The organism is Streptomyces sp. NPDC051214 (assembly GCF_040682375.1).
In the GTDB taxonomy this organism is placed as follows: Bacteria; Actinomycetota; Actinomycetes; order Streptomycetales; family Streptomycetaceae; genus Streptomyces.
In genome coordinates this window covers 229,643-246,781 of sequence record NZ_JBFBAT010000011.1, presented here as the reverse complement: position 1 = coordinate 246,781, position 17,139 = coordinate 229,643, and the positions used below count along the sequence as shown (strand labels likewise).

Annotated in this window: 16 protein-coding genes; 6 read left to right on the top strand and 10 right to left on the bottom strand. The window is 70.3% G+C overall.

What is annotated here, in order from left to right; genetic code table 11:
- The 5 genes from AB0M70_RS28715 to AB0M70_RS28695 all read right to left on the bottom strand — a co-directional run bounded on the left by AB0M70_RS28715 (position 1) and on the right by AB0M70_RS28695 (position 5,831).
- Positions 1 to 804: an ABC transporter permease gene (locus tag AB0M70_RS28715; protein ID WP_363212607.1), complete on the bottom strand. Its 804-nt coding sequence runs from the start codon at positions 802 to 804 to the stop codon at positions 1 to 3.
- A complete protein-coding gene (locus tag AB0M70_RS28710) occupies positions 804 to 1,733 on the bottom strand; it encodes an ABC transporter permease (protein WP_365824169.1) in 930 nt (309 codons plus the stop codon). The genes AB0M70_RS28715 and AB0M70_RS28710 overlap by 1 nt, the downstream gene beginning before the upstream one ends.
- Entirely contained in the window at positions 1,730 to 2,890 is a 1,161-nt protein-coding gene (locus tag AB0M70_RS28705) for an ABC transporter ATP-binding protein (protein WP_365824167.1), read from the bottom strand. Before AB0M70_RS28705 ends, AB0M70_RS28710 begins: the two co-directional genes overlap by 4 nt.
- A gap of 140 nt (positions 2,891 to 3,030) precedes the next feature.
- Complete coding sequence (locus AB0M70_RS28700; RefSeq protein ID WP_365824165.1) at positions 3,031 to 4,275, bottom strand: extracellular solute-binding protein; 1,245 nt, start codon at positions 4,273 to 4,275, stop codon at positions 3,031 to 3,033.
- Positions 4,276 to 4,328: 53 nt separating this feature from the next.
- Positions 4,329 to 5,831 (bottom strand): gamma-aminobutyraldehyde dehydrogenase, encoded by a 1,503-nt coding sequence (locus AB0M70_RS28695; protein WP_365824163.1) that lies wholly within the window; start codon positions 5,829 to 5,831, stop codon positions 4,329 to 4,331.
- Between the two features lie 176 nt (positions 5,832 to 6,007).
- On the opposite strand from AB0M70_RS28695, the gene AB0M70_RS28690 reads away from it, so the two are divergent.
- Positions 6,008 to 6,589, top strand: a complete 582-nt coding sequence (locus AB0M70_RS28690) for an NADAR family protein (RefSeq protein ID WP_365824161.1) — start codon at positions 6,008 to 6,010, stop codon at positions 6,587 to 6,589.
- Between the two features lie 12 nt (positions 6,590 to 6,601).
- Here AB0M70_RS28690 and AB0M70_RS28685 read toward each other — a convergent pair whose 3' ends face one another.
- Positions 6,602 to 7,252: a DUF4190 domain-containing protein gene (locus tag AB0M70_RS28685; RefSeq protein WP_365824289.1), complete on the bottom strand. Its 651-nt coding sequence runs from the start codon at positions 7,250 to 7,252 to the stop codon at positions 6,602 to 6,604.
- A 96-nt stretch (positions 7,253 to 7,348) separates the two neighbouring features.
- Here AB0M70_RS28685 and AB0M70_RS28680 point away from each other — a divergent pair, with 96 nt between their 5' ends.
- The 4 genes from AB0M70_RS28680 (at position 7,349) to AB0M70_RS28665 (ending at position 10,878) form a co-directional block, all read left to right on the top strand.
- Complete coding sequence (locus AB0M70_RS28680) at positions 7,349 to 8,437, top strand: adenosine deaminase (RefSeq protein WP_365824287.1); 1,089 nt, start codon at positions 7,349 to 7,351, stop codon at positions 8,435 to 8,437.
- Positions 8,438 to 8,457: 20 nt separating this feature from the next.
- Positions 8,458 to 9,210 carry a glycerophosphodiester phosphodiesterase gene (locus AB0M70_RS28675; protein ID WP_365824159.1) on the top strand — a complete coding sequence of 251 codons (753 nt, stop codon included), beginning with the start codon at positions 8,458 to 8,460 and terminating at the stop codon, positions 9,208 to 9,210.
- 10 nt (positions 9,211 to 9,220) lie between these two features.
- A complete protein-coding gene (locus AB0M70_RS28670) occupies positions 9,221 to 9,388 on the top strand; it encodes a hypothetical protein (protein WP_363212599.1) in 168 nt (55 codons plus the stop codon).
- 266 nt (positions 9,389 to 9,654) lie between these two features.
- A complete protein-coding gene (locus AB0M70_RS28665) occupies positions 9,655 to 10,878 on the top strand; it encodes a serine hydrolase domain-containing protein (RefSeq protein WP_365824156.1) in 1,224 nt (407 codons plus the stop codon).
- A gap of 32 nt (positions 10,879 to 10,910) precedes the next feature.
- Here the strand turns inward: AB0M70_RS28665 and AB0M70_RS28660 are convergent, their stop codons facing one another.
- Positions 10,911 to 11,579 carry a class F sortase gene (locus AB0M70_RS28660; RefSeq protein ID WP_365824154.1) on the bottom strand — a complete coding sequence of 223 codons (669 nt, stop codon included), beginning with the start codon at positions 11,577 to 11,579 and terminating at the stop codon, positions 10,911 to 10,913.
- Positions 11,576 to 12,394 (bottom strand): hypothetical protein, encoded by an 819-nt coding sequence (locus AB0M70_RS28655; protein ID WP_365824152.1) that lies wholly within the window; start codon positions 12,392 to 12,394, stop codon positions 11,576 to 11,578. The genes AB0M70_RS28660 and AB0M70_RS28655 overlap by 4 nt, the downstream gene beginning before the upstream one ends.
- 131 nt (positions 12,395 to 12,525) lie before the next feature.
- Here AB0M70_RS28655 and AB0M70_RS28650 point away from each other — a divergent pair, with 131 nt between their 5' ends.
- Positions 12,526 to 12,993, top strand: coding sequence for a hypothetical protein (locus AB0M70_RS28650; RefSeq protein ID WP_365824150.1), 468 nt, complete (start codon positions 12,526 to 12,528; stop codon positions 12,991 to 12,993).
- Positions 12,994 to 13,035: 42 nt separating this feature from the next.
- Here the strand turns inward: AB0M70_RS28650 and AB0M70_RS28645 are convergent, their stop codons facing one another.
- Positions 13,036 to 14,226 carry an extracellular solute-binding protein gene (locus tag AB0M70_RS28645; RefSeq protein WP_365824148.1) on the bottom strand — a complete coding sequence of 397 codons (1,191 nt, stop codon included), beginning with the start codon at positions 14,224 to 14,226 and terminating at the stop codon, positions 13,036 to 13,038.
- A 129-nt stretch (positions 14,227 to 14,355) separates the two neighbouring features.
- On the bottom strand, positions 14,356 to 16,962 hold the full coding sequence (locus AB0M70_RS28640) for an MXAN_6230/SCO0854 family RING domain-containing protein (protein WP_365824146.1): 2,607 nt from the start codon (positions 16,960 to 16,962) through the stop codon (positions 14,356 to 14,358).
- Between the last annotated feature and the right edge of the window lie 177 nt (positions 16,963 to 17,139).

Below are 17,139 nucleotides of genomic sequence, written 5' to 3'. Positions count from 1 at the left end.
TTATGCCGACTGCTTGTTGCGGCGCTTTGAGACGATCATTCCGCCGAGCACCAGGAGAACGGCGACCAGGAACATCGCCGTGCCGATGACATTGATCTGTACGGGCGTACCGCGCTGTGCCGATCCCCAGACGAACATCGGGAACGTCACCGTCGAGCCCGCGTTGAAATTCGTGATGATGAAGTCGTCGAAGGAGAGCGCGAAGGCGAGCAGCGCGCCGGCCGCGATGCCCGGTGCGGCGATCGGCAGCGTGACGCGGACGAAGGTCTGCACGGGGCCAGCGTAGAGGTCCTGTGCGGCCTGCTCGAGGCGCGGGTCCATGGACATCACGCGCGCCTTGACGGCGGTCACCACGAAGCTGAGGCAGAACATGATGTGGGCGATGAGAATCGTCCAGAAACCCAGCTGGGCCCCCATGTTGAGGAAGAGCGTGAGCAGCGACGCGGCCATCACGACCTCGGGCATCGCCATCGGCAGGAAGATCAGCGAGCTGACCGCGCCGCGCGCCCGGAAGCGGTAGCGGACGAGCGCGAACGCGATCATCGTGCCGAGCAGGGTCGCGCCGATCGTCGCCCAGAACGCGATCTGCAGGCTCAGCGAGAGCGAGCCGCACATGTCGGCGACACCGCAGGGGTCCTTCCACGCGTCGAGCGAGAATTCCTGCCAGGCGTAATTGAAGCGCCCCTTCGGCTTGTTGAAGGAGAACACCGTCACGACGACGTTCGGGAGCAGCAGATACGCGAGTGTCAGCAGACCCGCGATGACGACGAATTTGCCGCGGAGCCAGCGGAAGAAGGCAGCCATCAGACGAGATCCTCCGTCCCGGACTTGCGGATGTAGAAGGTGACCATGACGAGGATCGCGGCCATCAGGATGAAGGAAAGGGCAGCGGCGGTCGGGTAGTCCAGGATGCGCAGGAACTGCGTCTGGATGACGTTGCCGACCATGCGGGTGTCGGTGGAGCCGAGCAGATCCGCGTTGACGTAGTCGCCCGCCGCGGGGATGAACGTGAGCAGCGTGCCGGAGACGACGCCCGGCATGGAGAGCGGGAAGGTCACCTTGCGGAAGGTCGTGGACGGCTTCGCGTAGAGATCACCCGCGGCCTCGTGCAGCCGGCCGTCGATACGCTCCAGGGAGGTGTAGAGCGGCAGGATCATGAACGGCAGGAAGTTGTACGTGAGTCCGCAGATCACCGCGAGCGGTGTGGCCAGGACCCGGTCGCCTTCCGTGACGCCGAGCCAGCTGGTGACGTCCAGGACGTGCAGCGTGTTGAGGGCGCCCACGAGGGGGCCGCCGTCCGCGAGGATCGTCTTCCACGCCAGCGTACGGATGAGGAAGCTGGTGAAGAACGGCGCGATGACCAGGACCAGGATGAGGTTGCGCCAGCGGCCCGCGCGGAACGCGATCAGATACGCGAGCGGGTAGCCGAGCAGCAGGCACAGGATCGTGGCGGAGCCCGCGTACATCACCGAGCGCAGGAACTGCGGCCAGTAGTCGGTCAGCGCGTCCCAGTAGGTGGCGAAGTGCCAGGTGACCTTGAAGCCGTCTTCGAGGGAGCCCGTCTGGACGGATGTCGACGCCTGGTAGACGAGTGGAAGCGCGAAGAAGACGATCAGCCAGAGGATGCCGGGGAGCAGCAGCCAGTAGGGGACGAGGCGGCCCCGCTTGCGGATCTTGCGCGGCGCCGCTTCCGGCTCTTTCGCCGGTGGCGCGTCAGTGAGGGTGGTCGTCATGCGGAGGCGTCCTCCTCGACCTTCTCGACGCCCGCCTCGATGTCCTGGGCGGGGTCCAGGCCGAAGGTGTGCGCGGGGTTCCAGTGCAGGACGACGTCGACGCCGGGGACCAGGCGGGTGTCGCGCTCGATGTTCTGGGCGTAGACCTCGAACTCGTCGCAGATCGGGCTGCGGACGACGTACTGCGTCGAGACGCCGATGAAGCTGCTGTCGGCGATGCGGCCCGTGATGCGGTTGCGGCCCGCCGGGATCTCCCCCGCGTCGTCGGCGTGCGTGAGGGAGATCTTCTCGGGGCGTACGCCGAGGATGACCTTGCCGCCGGTGGCGGTGGGCGCCGTACATCGCGCGGCGGGCAGCGTGAGCTTGCCGTCGCCGGCCTTGAGGGTGAGGTCGTCGCCGCTGCGGCCCGCGATCTCGGCCTCTATGAAGTTGGACGTGCCGAGGAAGTTGGCGACGAAGGTGGTGCGGGGGTTCTCGTAGAGATCCGCGGGGGCACCGAGCTGTTCGACCTGGCCCGCGTTCATCACGGCGACCTGGTCGGCCATCGTCATGGCCTCCTCCTGGTCGTGCGTGACGTGGATGAAGGTGATGCCCACCTCGGTCTGGATGCGCTTGAGTTCGAGCTGCATCTGGCGGCGCAGCTTGAGGTCGAGGGCGCCGAGCGGCTCGTCGAGGAGGAGCACCTTGGGGTGGTTGATCAGGGCGCGGGCCACGGCGACGCGCTGCTGCTGGCCGCCGGAGAGCTGGTGCGGCTTCTTGCGGGCCTGCTCGCCGAGCTGGACGAGGTCGAGCATGTCGCCGACCTTGCCCTTCACGGACTTGATGCCGCGGCGGCGCAGGCCAAAGGCGACGTTCTCGAAGATGTCGAGGTGCGGGAAGAGCGCGTACGACTGGAAGACCGTGTTGACGGGCCGCTTGTACGGCGGCAGCGCCGTGACGTCCTGCTCGCCCAGGTGCACGGTGCCCGTGCTGGGCTCCTCAAGGCCCGCGATCATGCGGAGCGTCGTGGTCTTGCCACAGCCGGACGCGCCGAGCAGCGCGAAGAAGGAGCCCTGCGGCACGGTCAGGTCAAGGGGACGGACGGCCTTGAAGGAGCCGTACGTCTTGCTGATCCCGGTGAGGCGGACGTCGCCGCCGTGTTCTTTAGCAGAGGTCATGGTGGGGTCCAGGGAAGTCGAGGGGAGGGACGGAGGCGCCCCTTCAGGGGCGCGGGGCGGTGACATGTGCGGCTCCGCCGCGTGGGCGCGATCAGCCACGCACGGCCCGCGGGTTCAAACGGCCGCAGTCCAGCGCAGCGCTACGCACCGGTGAGCTTGGCGAACTTCTCCTCGTACGCCGACTCTTCCTTCGGCGTCAGCGAGCGGAACCCGTGCGACTTCGCGGCCATCTCCTTGTCCGGGAGGATCAGCGGGTTGTTCGCGGCGTCCTTGTCGAGCTTCGCGAGCTCGGGGCGCACACCGTCCACGGGGCAGACGTAGTTGATGTACGCGGCGAGACGCGCGGCGGGCTCGGGCTCGTAGTAGTAGTCGATGAGCCGCTCGGCGTTGCTCTTGTGGCGTGCCTTGTTCGGGACGAGCAGGTTGTCCGTCGACGTGATGTAGCCCTGATCGGGGATGTGGAAGTCGATGTCGGGGTTGTCGGCCTTCAGCTGGACGATGTCGCCGGCCCAGGCCAGACACGCGGCGAGGTCGCCCTTGTCGAGGTCCGAGGTGTAGTCGTTGCCCGTGAAGCGGCGGATCTGCTTCTTGTCGACGGCCTTCTGGAGACGGGCGATGGCGGCGTCGAAGTCGTCGTCGGTGAACTTCGCCGGGTCCTTGCCCATGTCGATGAGCGTCATGCCGACGCTGTCGCGCATCTCGGAGAGGAAGCCGACGCGCCCCTTGAGCTTGGGGTTGTCCAGGAGCTGCGACACCGAGGTGATCTCTTCGCCGTCGGTCGCCTTCTTGTTGTACGCGATGACGGTGGAGATGCCGGTCCAGGGATACGAGTAGGACCGCCCCGGGTCCCAGTCCGGGTTGCGGAACTGGGCGGACAGGTTGGTGTACGCGTGCGGCAGGTTGGCGGGGTCCAGTTTCTGGACCCACCCGAAGCGGATGAGCCGGGCGGCGAGCCAGTCGGTGACGCAGATGAGGTCGCGGCCGGTGTCCTGGCCCGCCGCGAGCTGCGGCTTGATCTTCCCGAAGAACTCGACGTTGTCGTTGATGTCCTCGGTGTACTTGACCTTGATCCCGGTGCGCTTGGTGAACGCGTCCAGGGTGGGGCGGCGCTCGTCGTCGTCGACGTCCATGTACTCGGTCCAGTTGGAGAAGGTGACGCGCTTCTCCTTGTCCGAGTGGTCCTCCGACGAGACGTCGCCCTGGCCCTTGCTCGCGGCCGGGATGCCGCAGGCACTGAGTGCCCCCAGGCCGCCGATGGCGAGGGCGCCGCTCGAGGAGGCCCGCAGCAGGGAACGGCGGGTGAGGGAGGCCCTGCCGTTCCTGAGGCTGCGGTGCATGGCGGCCCGTTGGGCCGGGGAGAGGGGGTCGGGCTCGTACTGCTCCATGCGCTTGGTTGCCCTTTCGGGAGGATGGGGCCGCTGGTCGGGCGGCCTATCGGCTATCGGTCCCCGAAAATCGTGCGGTGCCAGTCCTTGCGGACGACCGCGGTGTTGTCGAACATCACGTGCTTGATCTGCGTGTACTCCTCGAAGGAGTACGCGGACATGTCCTTGCCGTAGCCGGATGCCTTGTATCCGCCGTGCGGCATCTCGCTCAGGATCGGGATGTGGTCGTTGACCCACACACAGCCCGCCTTGATCTCGCGGGTCGCGCGGTTGGCGCGGAACACGTCACGGCTCCAGGCGGAGGCGGCGAGTCCGTAGGGGGTGTCGTTGGCGAGCCTGATCCCTTCGTCGTCGGAGTCGAACGGCAGCACCACGAGAACAGGCCCGAAGATCTCGGACTGCACGATCTCGCTGTCCTGGGCGGCGTCGGCGATGAGCGTGGGCCGGTAGAACGCCCCGGGGTGATCGAGCGCCTCGCCGCCGGTGACCACGCGCGCGTAGGAGCGTGCCCGGTCGACGAAGCCGGCGACGCGGTCGCGGTGGACGTGCGAGATGAGCGGCCCGAGGTCGGTGTCGTCGGCGAAGGGGGCACCGAGGCGCACGCTCTCCATGAGCTCGGCGACGCCCTCCACGAAGGCGTCGTACAGCGGACGTTGCACGTACGCGCGCGTGGCGGCCGTGCAGTCCTGCCCGGTGTTGATGAGCGCGCCCGCGACCGCGCCGTGCACGGCGGCGTCGAGGTCGGCGTCGTCGAAGACCACGAAGGGGGCCTTGCCGCCGAGCTCCAGGTGCAGCCGCTTCACGGTGGAGGTGGCGATCTCGGCGACGCGCTTGCCGACGCCGGTGGACCCGGTGAAGGAGGTCATGGCGACGTCGGGATGCCCGACGAGCCGCTCTCCGGCGTCCCGACCGGCCCCGCTGACGATGTTGACGACACCGTCCGGGATGCCTGCCTCGGTGGCGGCCTGCGCGAAGAGGAGCGAGGTGAAGGGGGTGAGCTCGGCGGGCTTGAGGACGATCGTGTTGCCCGCCGCGATGGCCGGAAGGACCTTCCAGGCGGCCATCTGGAGGGGGTAGTTCCAGGGCGCGATGGACCCCACGACGCCGATGGGCTCACGGCGTACGTACGAGGTGTGGTCGCCGGAGTACTCACCGGCCGACTGGCCCTGGAGGTGCCGGGCCGCGCCCGCGAAGAAGGCGGCGTTGTCGACCGTGCCCGGTACGTCGAATTCCCGGCTGAGCTTGATGGGCTTGCCGCACTGGAGCGACTCGGCCTGCGCGAACTCCTCGGCGCGCTCGGCCAGTACGCCCGCGAAGCGGTGCATGGCGTCGGAGCGCTCGCCGGGGGTCGCGCCTGCCCACTCGGGGAAGGCCTGCGCGGCCGCGGCGACGGCGGCGTCGACGTCCTTCTCGCCCGCGAGTTCGTACCGGTGGATCTCGGTTCCGGTGGCCGGGTCGACGACGGCGTGGGAGCGCCCTGAGGTGCCCTTGGTCAGCCGTCCCGCGATGTATTGCGCGCCCTCCGCGAAGTGGTCCTGCGCCTGGAAGTTGTGCATGACGCTCTCCTCCGCCGTCGTCCCCGTCCCAGGGGGTCGGCGTAGCTCCAGATCGATTTGAGTGCCGATCCTGACAGAGCAGTGGTACTCCAACAAGTGATTCCGTTGTTGCCTTTTGGTTACGCGACGGAATCTGTCGACCAGGTGTCGAGTCGTCCTGGAAAACCCAGGACGGAATGTCAGTGGTGCGTGCCAGACTCGCGTGTATGGCGAAGATCGATTCGGTGGACACGCTGGTCGCGGCGGTGCGGGCGGGCGAGAGCGTGAAGTATCTGCACTTCTGGGGCCACCGGCCGCGGCGGGACGGGACGCTCGGTTCGAGCTGCCTGAGCCAGTGGTGGCCGTCGCCGTTCACCGTGGACGGCGTGGAGTACGGGACGGCCGAGCACTGGATGATGGCCGGCAAGGCCCGCCTGTTCTCCGACGCGGACGCCGAGGCGGCGGCCCTTGCCGCGCGTACGCCCGCCGAGGCGAAGAAAGCGGGGCGGCTTGTGCGGGGCTTCGACGAGGCGCTCTGGGAGCGCGAGCGGTTCGGCATCGTGGTCGAGGGCAGCGTGCACAAGTTCGCGTCCACGCCCGCGCTCTCGTCCTACCTGCTGGGCACGGGATCACGGGTCCTTGTGGAGGCGAGCCCGCTGGACCGTATCTGGGGCATAGGTCTGGCGGCCGACGACGAGCGGGCGCAGGACCCGGAGAAGTGGCGCGGCCCGAACCTGCTGGGCTTCGCGCTGATGGAGGCCAGGGAGCGGTTGAGGTAGGGGTGCGGTGGTTCAGGTCCTGACGGGCGCGGACGCCGAGTAGCTGTCGCCCTCCGGACCTGCTCCGTCTTCCTCGAACACGTCGTCCGGCACCACGATCAGCACGACCAGCAGGGCCACGCCCAGCACGATGCCCGCCGCCCCGCAGATGATCCCGGCCAGCGCCTGTCCGGGGTTCGTCGCCTCGCCGCGTCGCGCCCTGCCGCGCCCGATCGCCCCGAAGATGATCGCCAGGATGCCGAGCACGATCGCCAGGGGCCACAGGCAGAAGACGGCCGCCGAGACGATCCCGAGGACCAGCGCGGCCACGCCCATCCCGTTGGAGGGCGCCATCGGCATCGCGGGCCAGCCGTAGCCGGGAGGGCCCTGCCCCTGGTGGCCCGGGTAGCCGGGGTATCCGGGGTAGCCCTGCGGCCCCTGCCCGGGAGCCCCGCCGGGAACCCCGGGGTAGCCGTAGGGCAGCTGCCCCGGACCCTCGGGCCCGATCGGAGGCGGCGGCACCGGCTCACCCTGGCCGGCCGCGGCGGAAGGTGCGGCGGGAGGCGCGGCCGGCGCGGCCCACGGGTCCCGTTTCTCCAGCGGCACCCGCCCCGCGTCATCCTCCGGCGGCGCCCAGGGATCCCGCCCCTCGGACCCACCCGGCCCTGCCGATCCCTCGGACATCCCGCGTCACCTCTTTCGTACGTTCCGTCATGCTACGGCCACCGCCTGGGCCGCGGGCCCGCCCTCTACGATGATCCCCGACCCACCGATCAGCCGATCAATTCCGTTCCTGGGGAGGAAACCGTGACCGATCCGCGCAGCAGCACCCGTAAGCCACGCGACCCGCATGCCTTCATCGCCGGACTGCCCAAGGCAGAACTGCACGTGCACCACGTCGGCTCGGCATCTCCCCGCATCGTCTCGGCCCTCTCCGCCCGGCACCCCGACTCCAAGGTGCCCACGGACGTCGAGGCGCTCGCCGACTTCTTCACGTTCACGGACTTCGCGCACTTCGTCCAGGTGTATCTGTCGGTCGTGGACCTCGTCCGCACCCCGGACGACGTACGCCTGCTCACGTACGAGATCGCCCGCGACATGGCCCGGCAGAACATCCGCTACGCCGAGCTGACCGTCACCCCCTACAGCTCCGTGCGGCGCGGCATCGACGACCGCGCCTTCATGGACGCCATAGAGGACGCCCGCAAGTCGGCCGAGGCGGACCTCGGCGTCGCCCTGCGCTGGTGCTTCGACATCCCCGGCGAGGCAGGTCTGGAATCCGCCGAGGAGACGGTCAGGCTCGCGACCACCGACAAGCTGCGCCCTGAGGGCCTGGTCTCCTTCGGACTCGGCGGCCCCGAGATCGGCGTGCCGCGCCCGCAGTTCAAGCCGTACTTCGACCGTGCCATCGCCGCCGGCCTGCACTCCGTGCCGCACGCGGGCGAGACCACCGGGCCCGGCACCATCTGGGACGCCCTCACCGACCTGCGTGCCGAGCGCATCGGCCACGGCACCAGCGCCGCCCAGGACCCGAAGCTCCTCGCGCACCTGGCCGAGCACCGCATCCCGCTCGAGGTCTGCCCCACGTCGAACATCGCGACGCGCGCCGTCGCCACCCTCGACGAGCACCCGATCAAGCAGTTCGTCGCCGCCGGGGTCCCGGTCACCATCAACTCCGACGACCCGCCGATGTTCAGCACCGACCTCAACAACGAGTACGCGATCGCCGCCCGCCTCCTCGACCTCGACGAGCGGGGCATCGCGGACCTCGCGAAGAACGCCGTCGAGGCGTCGTTCCTCGACCCGGCGGGCAAGGCGAAGCTCGCCGAGGAGATCGACACGTACACGCGGACCTGGCTCGCCCCCTAGCGCGGCAGCACAATGGGCCCATGCGCACCGTGACAGCCGTGGCCCACCGAGGCGATCCCTACCGCGTCCGCGAGAACACCCTCCCGTCCCTGCGCTCCGCGCTCGACCGGGGCGCGGACGCGGTGGAGATCGACGTCCGTCTCAGCCGTGACGGCGTACCCGTCCTGCTGCACGACGCGACCCTCAAACGCCTGTGGGAACTGGACCGGCCCTTGTCCGTGCTCTCCGCGGACGAGGTGCGCGGCCTCACGGAGGACGGCGTACCCACCCTGGAGGACGCCGTGGCGGCGACCGAAGGCCACAGGCTCATGGTGGATCTGCCCGACGCCACACCGGAGTCCGTGCGCGCGGTCGTCGGGGCCGTCGCCGACTGCGGGGCGTCGGAGCGCGTGTACTACTGCGCGGGCGCCCGGACGATGCTGGCGGTGCGCGCGGCGGATCCCGCCGCCGAGATCGCCCTGACCTGGACGAGCCTGGCCCCGCCGCGCCACGCCGTGCTCGAGGCGATCAAGCCGCGCTGGCTCAACTACCGCTTCTCGCTGCTCGACCGCGAGCTGGTCACACAGGTGCAGCGGCAGGGGATGCTCGTCTCGGCCTGGACACCGGACACGCGGCGTTCCATGCGCCGGCTCATCGACATCGGCGTCGACGCGATCACGACCAACCGCGTCGACACGCTGCACGCCCTGCGCGCTCGGGACATGCGGCCCGACGGGCGGCCCGACGGGCGGCCCGACGGCGCGCTCTCGTGGCCGAACGGTTTCCTCAACTAGCTTGTGGTGCATGGGGAACAGCGACGACGACAAGCGGGAAGAGCCGCTCTTCGTGTACGAGCGCGACGAACGGGGCTATCGCGGCCATCGCCTCAATCCACGGCACCCCGTGGGCCGCATGCTGACCATCGCGCTCCTGGTCGGCGTCGTCCTCGTCATTCTGCTCATGGCGAAGTGACGGCGCCAGGTACGGGGAGGGGGACGGGGAGGGGGACGGCCTCGGCCCGCGGGGCGCCCGCGGCGTAAGCGAGCGGTGGCGCGATGGCCTGCGCGTCCGCCCCCTCCCCCACCGCGCAGGAGCGCGCCGACCGCCGTCCCGCCGCCGACGCCCCCTAGGGGAAGCCCCGCCAACTCCCCCGATCTACGCGGGCCTTGACCCCTCGGGATTCCAAGGGGCCTCGCCCCTCCCCAGTGAGGATCCGGCCCGCCCGCAGGCTCACCAGGATGGACGGCACACCTTCCGCACCGCAGCCCTCCTGGAGTCGCACCGTGCAGTTCCGCGCTCGTACCGCTCTCGCCGCCGCCCTGGTCATCGGCCTCACCGGCGCCGCGACCGCCCCCGCCCTGGCGCAGGCGCACACCCCGCCCGCGGCGGTCGCCTCGCAAGGCCCCGAGCCGGACGGCAAGGCCCTGCGTGCCGCGATCAAGGGCCTCCCGAACGCGGACGCGACCGCAGCCCTGGTCCGCGTCGGCGGCACGGACGGGGCCTGGCGGGGAAGTTCCGGCGTACATGACCTGGTCACGGAGAGAAAGGCCGACCCGCACGGACGCTTCCGCGCCGGATCGACGACCAAGATCGTGACGGCCGCCGTGGCGCTGCAGCTGGTCGCCGACGGCGAACTGGACCTCGACAAGCCGGTGCAGCACTACATGCCGGAGCTGTTCCCGAAGCAGCAGGACCCGAAGAAGAGGTTCAAGCCCCTCCCCGTACGCAGCCTCCTCAACTACACCAGCGGCCTGCAGTCGGGCGACGGCTTCGACGACGAGTACGCCCACCGCTTCGACACGCTGGACTACCGGAAGGTCGTCGCGTCGGCCATCTCCAAGGGGCCCCAGCACGACCCCGGCGACGAGCAGCACTACCGCAACATCGGCTACACCGTGCTCGGCATGCTCATCGAGCGGGTCACCGGGGACTCGTACGCCGATCAGGCCGCGCAGCGGATCTTCAGGCCGCTGCACCTGCGCGACACCTACTTCCCCGGGACCGACCTCCGCATCCGCGGTCCGCACAACCGCGGCTACCAGAGCGTGCAGCAGCCGGACGGCACCACGCGGCTCGTCGACATCACCGAGTGGAACCAGTACGACCGCTTCGCGGCGGGCGACATGATCTCCTCCACCGCCGATCTCGAGGTCTTCACACAGGCGCTGTTCGGCGGAAAGGTGCTGCCCGAGCCTCAGTTGAAGGAGATGCTCACTCTGCCGGAGCTGACGCCGGGCGTCCCCAAGGCCATGTTCGGCGCGGGTCTCCAGCGGATGGAACTGGACGACGACACGGTGGTCTGGCTCAAGACCGGTTCCCGCTACGGCTACCAGAACATGATCGCCTCCACCGAGAGCGGCTCACGGACCCTCGTCTATTCGGTGAACGCGACCGACGCCAAGGGGAAGGACATGAACCCGGTCGCCGAGCGGATCGCCCTGACGGCCATGAAGCGGGGCTGAGCTGGGGCCGCGAAACCTCCGCGTCTACGCCGCTACGCGACGCCCGTCATGCTCGCGAACACCGTCACGTTGTTGGGGTAGTAGTTGCGGTCCGCGTCGAACTCTCCGCCGCAGGTGATCAGGCGCAGGCCCGCGTGGTCGATGTTCTTGTAGACCTCCAGGGTGGGGAACTCCTTCTTCGGGTACTCCTCGACACGGTCCACCGCGAAGGTGGCGGTCTTGCCGTCCTCGCGTGTGACCTCGATTTCGTCCCCGGCCTTCATCGACTTCAGCTTCTTGAAGACGGCGTCCGCGCCGTTCCAGGTCACGTGGCCCGCGATCACCGCGGGGCCCTTGGAGCCGGGGGTGGGGCCCGGTTCGTACCAGCCCGCCAGATCGGGGTCCTTCGGCGTCGTCATCGCCCCGCCCCCGCCCTGCCCGAGCGTCTCCAGCGCGCTGGAAACTCCCAGGGAGGGGATGGCGACGCGCTGCGGAACGGACCGGCTCAGGGCCTCAGGGGCACCCTTGTCCTGTCCGGCGGGCGGCGTGGTTCCGTCACCCGCGCCGTCACCCGTCGCGCTCTGGCGGGGAGGGGCGGGCGCGGCGGCGGTGCCGTCGGGGCCCGCGCACGCGGTGAGCACCAGAGCCGCCGCGACGGCGGCGATCGCGGCCGCGGAGGCACGCCGGAGCACGGTCCACGCCCGCCAGGCCGAGCGGCTCACGCGGCGTCCCCGGTCTTCGCGACGGCGGCGGGGGCCGGGCGCCGCCGGGCGAGAACCAGCGTCCCCGCGGCTGCCACCACCGCGGCCCCGGCAGCACCGGTCACGACACCGGTGGACGTACGGTCCTCCACGCCCTCCACGCCCCCTCCGGTCTCGACCCCGCCGATGGGAACGGACCCGACGGCCGCGCCCTTGACCACCCCGCAGTTGGTCGGAGCGGTGGCCTCCTGGGGAAGCTTCGGGTCGAGTTCGCTCTTGCCGGCGCCCTCGAAGTCGTACTTGCCGTTGTCGTTGGGGTCGATGCCGTGCTGCACGATGTGCAGGTCCTTGATGTGCTCGACGACGTCCTGCCCCACGGTGATGGTGCGCTTGTAGGAGACCTTGCCCTGCGCGTCGGCGACCGGCATCCGGTCCACGGCGAGGCCGCTGGCCGCGTCGGTGGCGCCGGACTCGGTCAGCGAGATGTTGATGTCGCCGTAGTGGACGGTGGCCTCGGTGTTGTTGAGGACGCCGTCGCCGTTGGTGTCGTCACCGTCGTCCGGGCACTGGAAGTCGTGCCCGTCGGTGGAACCGTGCAGGTGCTGCGCCGACGGCTGCCCCGGCACCAGGCCCTCGGACTTGATCCACACGGTCAACGCGTTGCCGCGCAGGCTCAGGAGGGCCGTTCCCGTGGAGCCGGAGTCGTTCAGCGGGGCCAGGTCGATCTGATAGGCCGGAGGGTCCGCCGCGAACACCGGGGACGAGACGACCACGGTGAGGAGGGCGGCGGGCAGAGCGGCGAGCCCCACGAGAAGGCCGGTTCGCTTGATCATCAAGTTCGTCCTTTTCCGCGGCACCCGGACGGGAGGGCCGCACGAGCCATGCAGTTACCTATGAAACGGAACGAGACTCGTGGGTGTTCAAATGCAATGTGAGAGTTCAGATCCCATGGGACGGAGTCGTGGCCATGGCGGCCGAGTGGAACTGGGAGAGCGGCGAAGGCCTGCTGGGCCTCGACGACCCCGCCGAGTGGGACGCGGCGTACGCCCGCGGCGAGCGCAGCCTTGGCACGGCAGCCATCGGCCTTGCCTTCAACTGCACGCTGCGGGAGGCGTCCCCGCGCATCGTCAAGGCGATGCGCTTGCCGGACCACGGTCAGCGGGGGTTCGCGTACACCGCGGCGGGCACCGCGGCCCGCCTCAACAACGCACTCACCCCGGAGCTGTACGCCGCCCTGCGGGCGGAGGGTCATCGTGGCTTGGCCGAGAACGCGGTGGACGACACACTGACGTTCGTGCCGTTCCGGGAGCTGCCGCCCTGGTTCAAGTGGCGCAAGGTCGCGTCGAAGGTGCGGGACAAGCTGGGGACCTGGCGGCTGAACGCCACGTACGCGGCGGAGGACATCCGCACGGCAGTGCGCCGACGCCGCTCCTGAGCGAGAGCCCCGCGCATGAGCGCGTGACCCACTACAGCCCCACTACAACCCCGCTATCGCGTTCCACCGCTTCGCGAACTCCGTGCGCTCCTTCGACGTGATGTCCCGCGCGATCTTCAGCCGCCCCCGCATCGCGTCGTCCGGGAAGATCAACGGGTCCTCGGCGAGGGCCGCCAGCTCCTTGTCCTTGGACGAGGCGAGGACGTCACGCGCCGCGGGCACCGGGCAGACGTAGTTGACCCAGGCGGCGAGCTCCGCGGCCACCTCGGGGTCGTAGTAGTAGTCGATGAGCCGTTCCGCGTTCTGCTTGTGGCGGGCCAGGTTCGGGATCATCAGGGATTCCGCCCAGAGTTCCGCGCCCTCCTCGGGGACGACGAACTCGATGTCCGGGTCGTCCGCCTGGAGCTGGATGACGTCGCCGCTGTAGGCCTGGCACGCCAGGACGTCGCCACTCGACAAGTCCTTGATGTAGTCGTTGCCGGTGAAGCGCCGTATGTGCTTCGAGGCCACCAGCTTCTCCACCCGGTCGCACATGCGGTGGAAGTCGTCCGCCCGCCACTTCTCGATGTCGACCCCGTCGCCCTGCATCAGCAGCGCGAACGCCTCGTCGAGACCGGAGAGCAGCGTGACCTTGCCCTTGAGGTCGTCGGCCCAGAGGTCGGACACGTGCTTGATCTCCCGGCCCAGCCTGCGCTTGTTGTACGCGATGCCGGTGATGCCCGACTGCCAGGGCACGGTGTGCTTGCGCCCCGGGTCGAAGTGCGGCGAACGCAGCAGCGGGTCCAGGTACTTGGTGACGTTGGGCTGTCGCGCGCGGTCCATCTCCTGGACCCAGCCGAGCCGTACGAAGCGCGCGCACATCCAGTCGCTGATGACGATGAGGTCGCGGCCGGTCTCCTGGTGGTTCATCAGGGACGGGCTGATCTTGCCGAAGAACTCGTCGTTGTCGTTGATCTCCTCCGTGTAGCGGACGTCGATGCCGGTCCGCTTCTCGAAGGCGTCGAGCGAGGGCCGCTTCGTCGCGTCATCGTCGTCGGTGTCGATGTAGAGCGGCCAGTTGGCGAAGGTCAGCGTCTTGTCCCGCCGCGAGCGGTCCCCCGCTCCACGATCACCGGGAGCGATGTAGGCGGCGGGCACGCCGCAGCCCGCGAGCGTGCTGACGGCCGCCCCGCCGCCGAGAGCACGCAGTAGGGACCGGCGGGAGACTGAGGAGGCACTGGGATTCGCTCGCACCTCGGCAGCATGCTCCTGCGTGTCACGTACAGGCAATGGACGCTGCGTCGAGCCGAGCGGCCCGGAACCGACACCCTGTCGATCGGAGACCGGCCCGCGTCACACCTGCCGATCGGGCGCCGGCCCGCCTCACGCCGGCGCCAGCCACCCCGCCAGACCCCCCGCGGTGATCCGCTCCAGCGGCGCGGCGTCGACCGGCCCCGGGTAGAGGCGGTACGCGGTGCCGGACGCGACCCCCGACGCCCCCTCCAACTCCCCGTACAGGAGCGCCAGAAGGGCACGGCGGTCCGCCAGCTCGGGACCCGCCTCCGCGCGCAGCTCGTCCGGCTCCCAGCCGTCGCGGATGCGCAGCGCGAAGTCGGCGCGCGGCTCGTCGTCTCCGCGGCGGTAGCCCCACAGGACGTGGCCACGGCCGCGCACGTACACCGGCCCTTCGGTGCGGGCCGCCGCCGTCCAGCAGGCGAGGTCCCACAGGGTGGCCCGGCCGCGCGGCTGGAAGGTGTCCAGCAGGTCGTGGCCCATGCGGCCGAGCTGCTTGCGGTAGCGCCACACGTCGTGGTTGCCCTCGCCCGTGGCGAGGGTGACGTCCGCCCACCAGGCGCGGCGCGACCGCAGGTCGACGATCATCGGCACGCGCAGCGCCGCGTCACCCGCGAGGTCGAAGCGCTGCCGGACGGTGCGCGGGTCGTAGACCGCACGCCCCTTGCCCTCCACCGCCATGAACCCCGCGAAGGCGTCCGGGAGTTGGTCGAAGGGCACGTTGTTGTACGAGAGGACGGCGGGCACCACGAACCGCACCCCCGCGTTGGCGAGTCGCGGCAGGTCGAGGTCCAGGTACTCGGTGGCGCCGTGCGGGGCGGGCGCCGACGTCAGGTCGCCGGAGTGCCGGGCGGCGCCACCCGCGTACGTCAGGTGCGTGTAGTCGCACAGGCCTACGAAGCGCCACAGGTCGTCGTAGAGCGCGACGGACAGGTCGAGGTCGACGCGCACGCCCTTGGGCTGCGTCCAGTGCAGGAAGAGCCGCACGGTCTCGCTGTCCGCGGGCATGGGCAGCGAGGAGCCGCGCGGCACCGCGACCAGCGAGGCAGCGGAGGCCCGCTCGGCGAACGGCACCGGCAGATCGTCGAGCGCGGCATCCAGGACGGCGACGTCGTACTGCTCGCCCTCCGCGCCCGCGACGAGCCGCCGCACGGCCTCCGCCGCGATCAGCTCACCGGCGCGCCCCGCCACCAGGGACGGCAGCGGCGGCCGGTCGTCGTCGACCGCGTACGCCTGGGTGACGCGTCCGCGCGGGAAGAAGACGCGACGGTGCCCCGGCTCGGCGCGGACCTTCATGCGGCCGTACGCGCCGAGCAGCGGTCCGGGACCGGAGCGGGGCAGGGCGTCCGCGAGCGCGTCGCCCACGGCCTCCGGCAGGGTCGTCGAACCCGACCGTGCCAGCAACAGGTCCAGTCGGCGTAGGAGTTCACCGGGCCGCTCACGCAGCAGCCCGGCCGCGGTCGCCGTGTCCCAGCGGCCGATGGCCTCCTCGACCCGCCCCTGCCAGGTGGAGATCCGCAGCCGGTCGCCCTCGATGCGGACGTCCTCGTGGCGTGCGGCTTCGGCGAGCAGCACTTCGGAGAGCGCGTTGTCGCCGACGCGGGTCCCGCGCAGGACGGCGAAGGCGAGCGCCACGCGCGCGTGCCGGTGGGCCTGCTCGAAGGGGTGCAGGATCTCGCCGACCCGCTTCCACGCGCGCGGGTTACGGGCCATGTCCTCGGAGAGCCGCCGCAGGCCGAACCCGTCGAGCAGGGCGAGGAGTTCACGGCGTACGGGACGCGGCAGCCCGCGCAGGCGCGGCAGTGCGAGGAGGTCGGGGTCGCCCCCGGACCGTACGACGAGGATCCGCAGCACATCGGTGGCGGTGTCGGCGTGCCGCATGACCAGCGGGCGCGTGTCCGGCACGTCGAGCAGCGGCGCGAGGGCGAGCGCCTTGCTCTCGCGCAGCGGGATCTCGGCCGGGAGCCAGTCGGTGGCGCCGGCGGCATCCGCGTTCCCGAGGAGCAGCGCCAGGTCGTCGTGGTCCTGCGGGTTCAGGGGCGTACGGCGGGCGAGCAGGGCGGCGAGCTCGGCGGCGGCATCACCCGGCGCCGCGAGGCACAGCGCGCGCAGGATCTCGCCGCCGTCACCGCCCCGGCCGGCCCCGGTGTCGAGCCAGGGGTTGGTGGGCCCGTCCGTCTCGTAGCGGTTCTCGCAGATGGGGCAGGCGTACCAGATGCAGCAGTCGTCGCAGCAGCCCGTGTCCAGCTCCTTGCGGTGGCAGTCGTCGCACAGCAGATGCGCGCACGGCTTGAGCGCACGGACGCGCGCCTTGGTGCCCGCGCAATTCATGCAGGGCTGGTGCGGCTGGGCGGCGAGGTGTTCGACGACGAGGGAGGTGTAGCGGTCGTACGCGGGCTGGTACGGGATCTCGTCGGGGAAGCGCCGAAACAGCGGGGCGTGGTGCCGGTCGGAGCCCATCAGCGCGTCCACGTCGGCGAGCAGCTTCATGCCGGTCGCGGCGAGGTCGGTGACGGAGAGCTCGGTCAGCGCGCGGCGCAGCGGCGCGGTCAACAGGTGCCCGCGGTCGGCCAGTTCGGCCTCGAGGACGACCACGGCGGCGGCGGTCTCGGCGGTCCGCCCGGCGCCGGTGGGCACGTACACGCTCTGCCGGCGGCGCAGCAGCAGCCCGGCGAGGTCGTCGGCTGTCGTCATCATCAGGTCCCACCCCCGTACGTACAGAAAGGCGGGGGCGGGGAGTGGGTGCGCTACGGATCTTTTGCAGAGATGAGAAAGAAGGAAGCACACCACGGAGCCGCCCCCGCGTACGCAACGGTACGCGGGGGCGGTTGGGCCGGGCCATTCAATTACTGGAGGCCCGAGCGGCCCGGGGTC

What these genes read in the sequence shown, in the direction of transcription:
- AB0M70_RS28715 (WP_363212607.1), bottom strand. Translation starts at nt 804, where the DNA reads ATGGCTGCCTTCTTCCGCTGGCTCCGCGGCAAATTCGTCGTCATCGCG.
- AB0M70_RS28710 (WP_365824169.1), bottom strand. Translation starts at nt 1,733, where the DNA reads ATGACGACCACCCTCACTGACGCGCCACCGGCGAAAGAGCCGGAAGCG.
- AB0M70_RS28705 (WP_365824167.1), bottom strand. Translation starts at nt 2,890, where the DNA reads ATGACCTCTGCTAAAGAACACGGCGGCGACGTCCGCCTCACCGGGATC.
- AB0M70_RS28700 (WP_365824165.1), bottom strand. Translation starts at nt 4,275, where the DNA reads ATGGAGCAGTACGAGCCCGACCCCCTCTCCCCGGCCCAACGGGCCGCC.
- AB0M70_RS28695 (WP_365824163.1), bottom strand. Translation starts at nt 5,831, where the DNA reads ATGCACAACTTCCAGGCGCAGGACCACTTCGCGGAGGGCGCGCAATAC.
- AB0M70_RS28690 (WP_365824161.1), top strand. Translation starts at nt 6,008, where the DNA reads ATGTCAGTGGTGCGTGCCAGACTCGCGTGTATGGCGAAGATCGATTCG.
- AB0M70_RS28685 (WP_365824289.1), bottom strand. Translation starts at nt 7,252, where the DNA reads ATGTCCGAGGGATCGGCAGGGCCGGGTGGGTCCGAGGGGCGGGATCCC.
- AB0M70_RS28675 (WP_365824159.1), top strand. Translation starts at nt 8,458, where the DNA reads ATGCGCACCGTGACAGCCGTGGCCCACCGAGGCGATCCCTACCGCGTC.
- AB0M70_RS28670 (WP_363212599.1), top strand. Translation starts at nt 9,221, where the DNA reads ATGGGGAACAGCGACGACGACAAGCGGGAAGAGCCGCTCTTCGTGTAC.
- AB0M70_RS28665 (WP_365824156.1), top strand. Translation starts at nt 9,655, where the DNA reads ATGGACGGCACACCTTCCGCACCGCAGCCCTCCTGGAGTCGCACCGTG.
- AB0M70_RS28650 (WP_365824150.1), top strand. Translation starts at nt 12,526, where the DNA reads ATGGCGGCCGAGTGGAACTGGGAGAGCGGCGAAGGCCTGCTGGGCCTC.
- AB0M70_RS28640 (WP_365824146.1), bottom strand. Translation starts at nt 16,962, where the DNA reads ATGATGACGACAGCCGACGACCTCGCCGGGCTGCTGCTGCGCCGCCGG.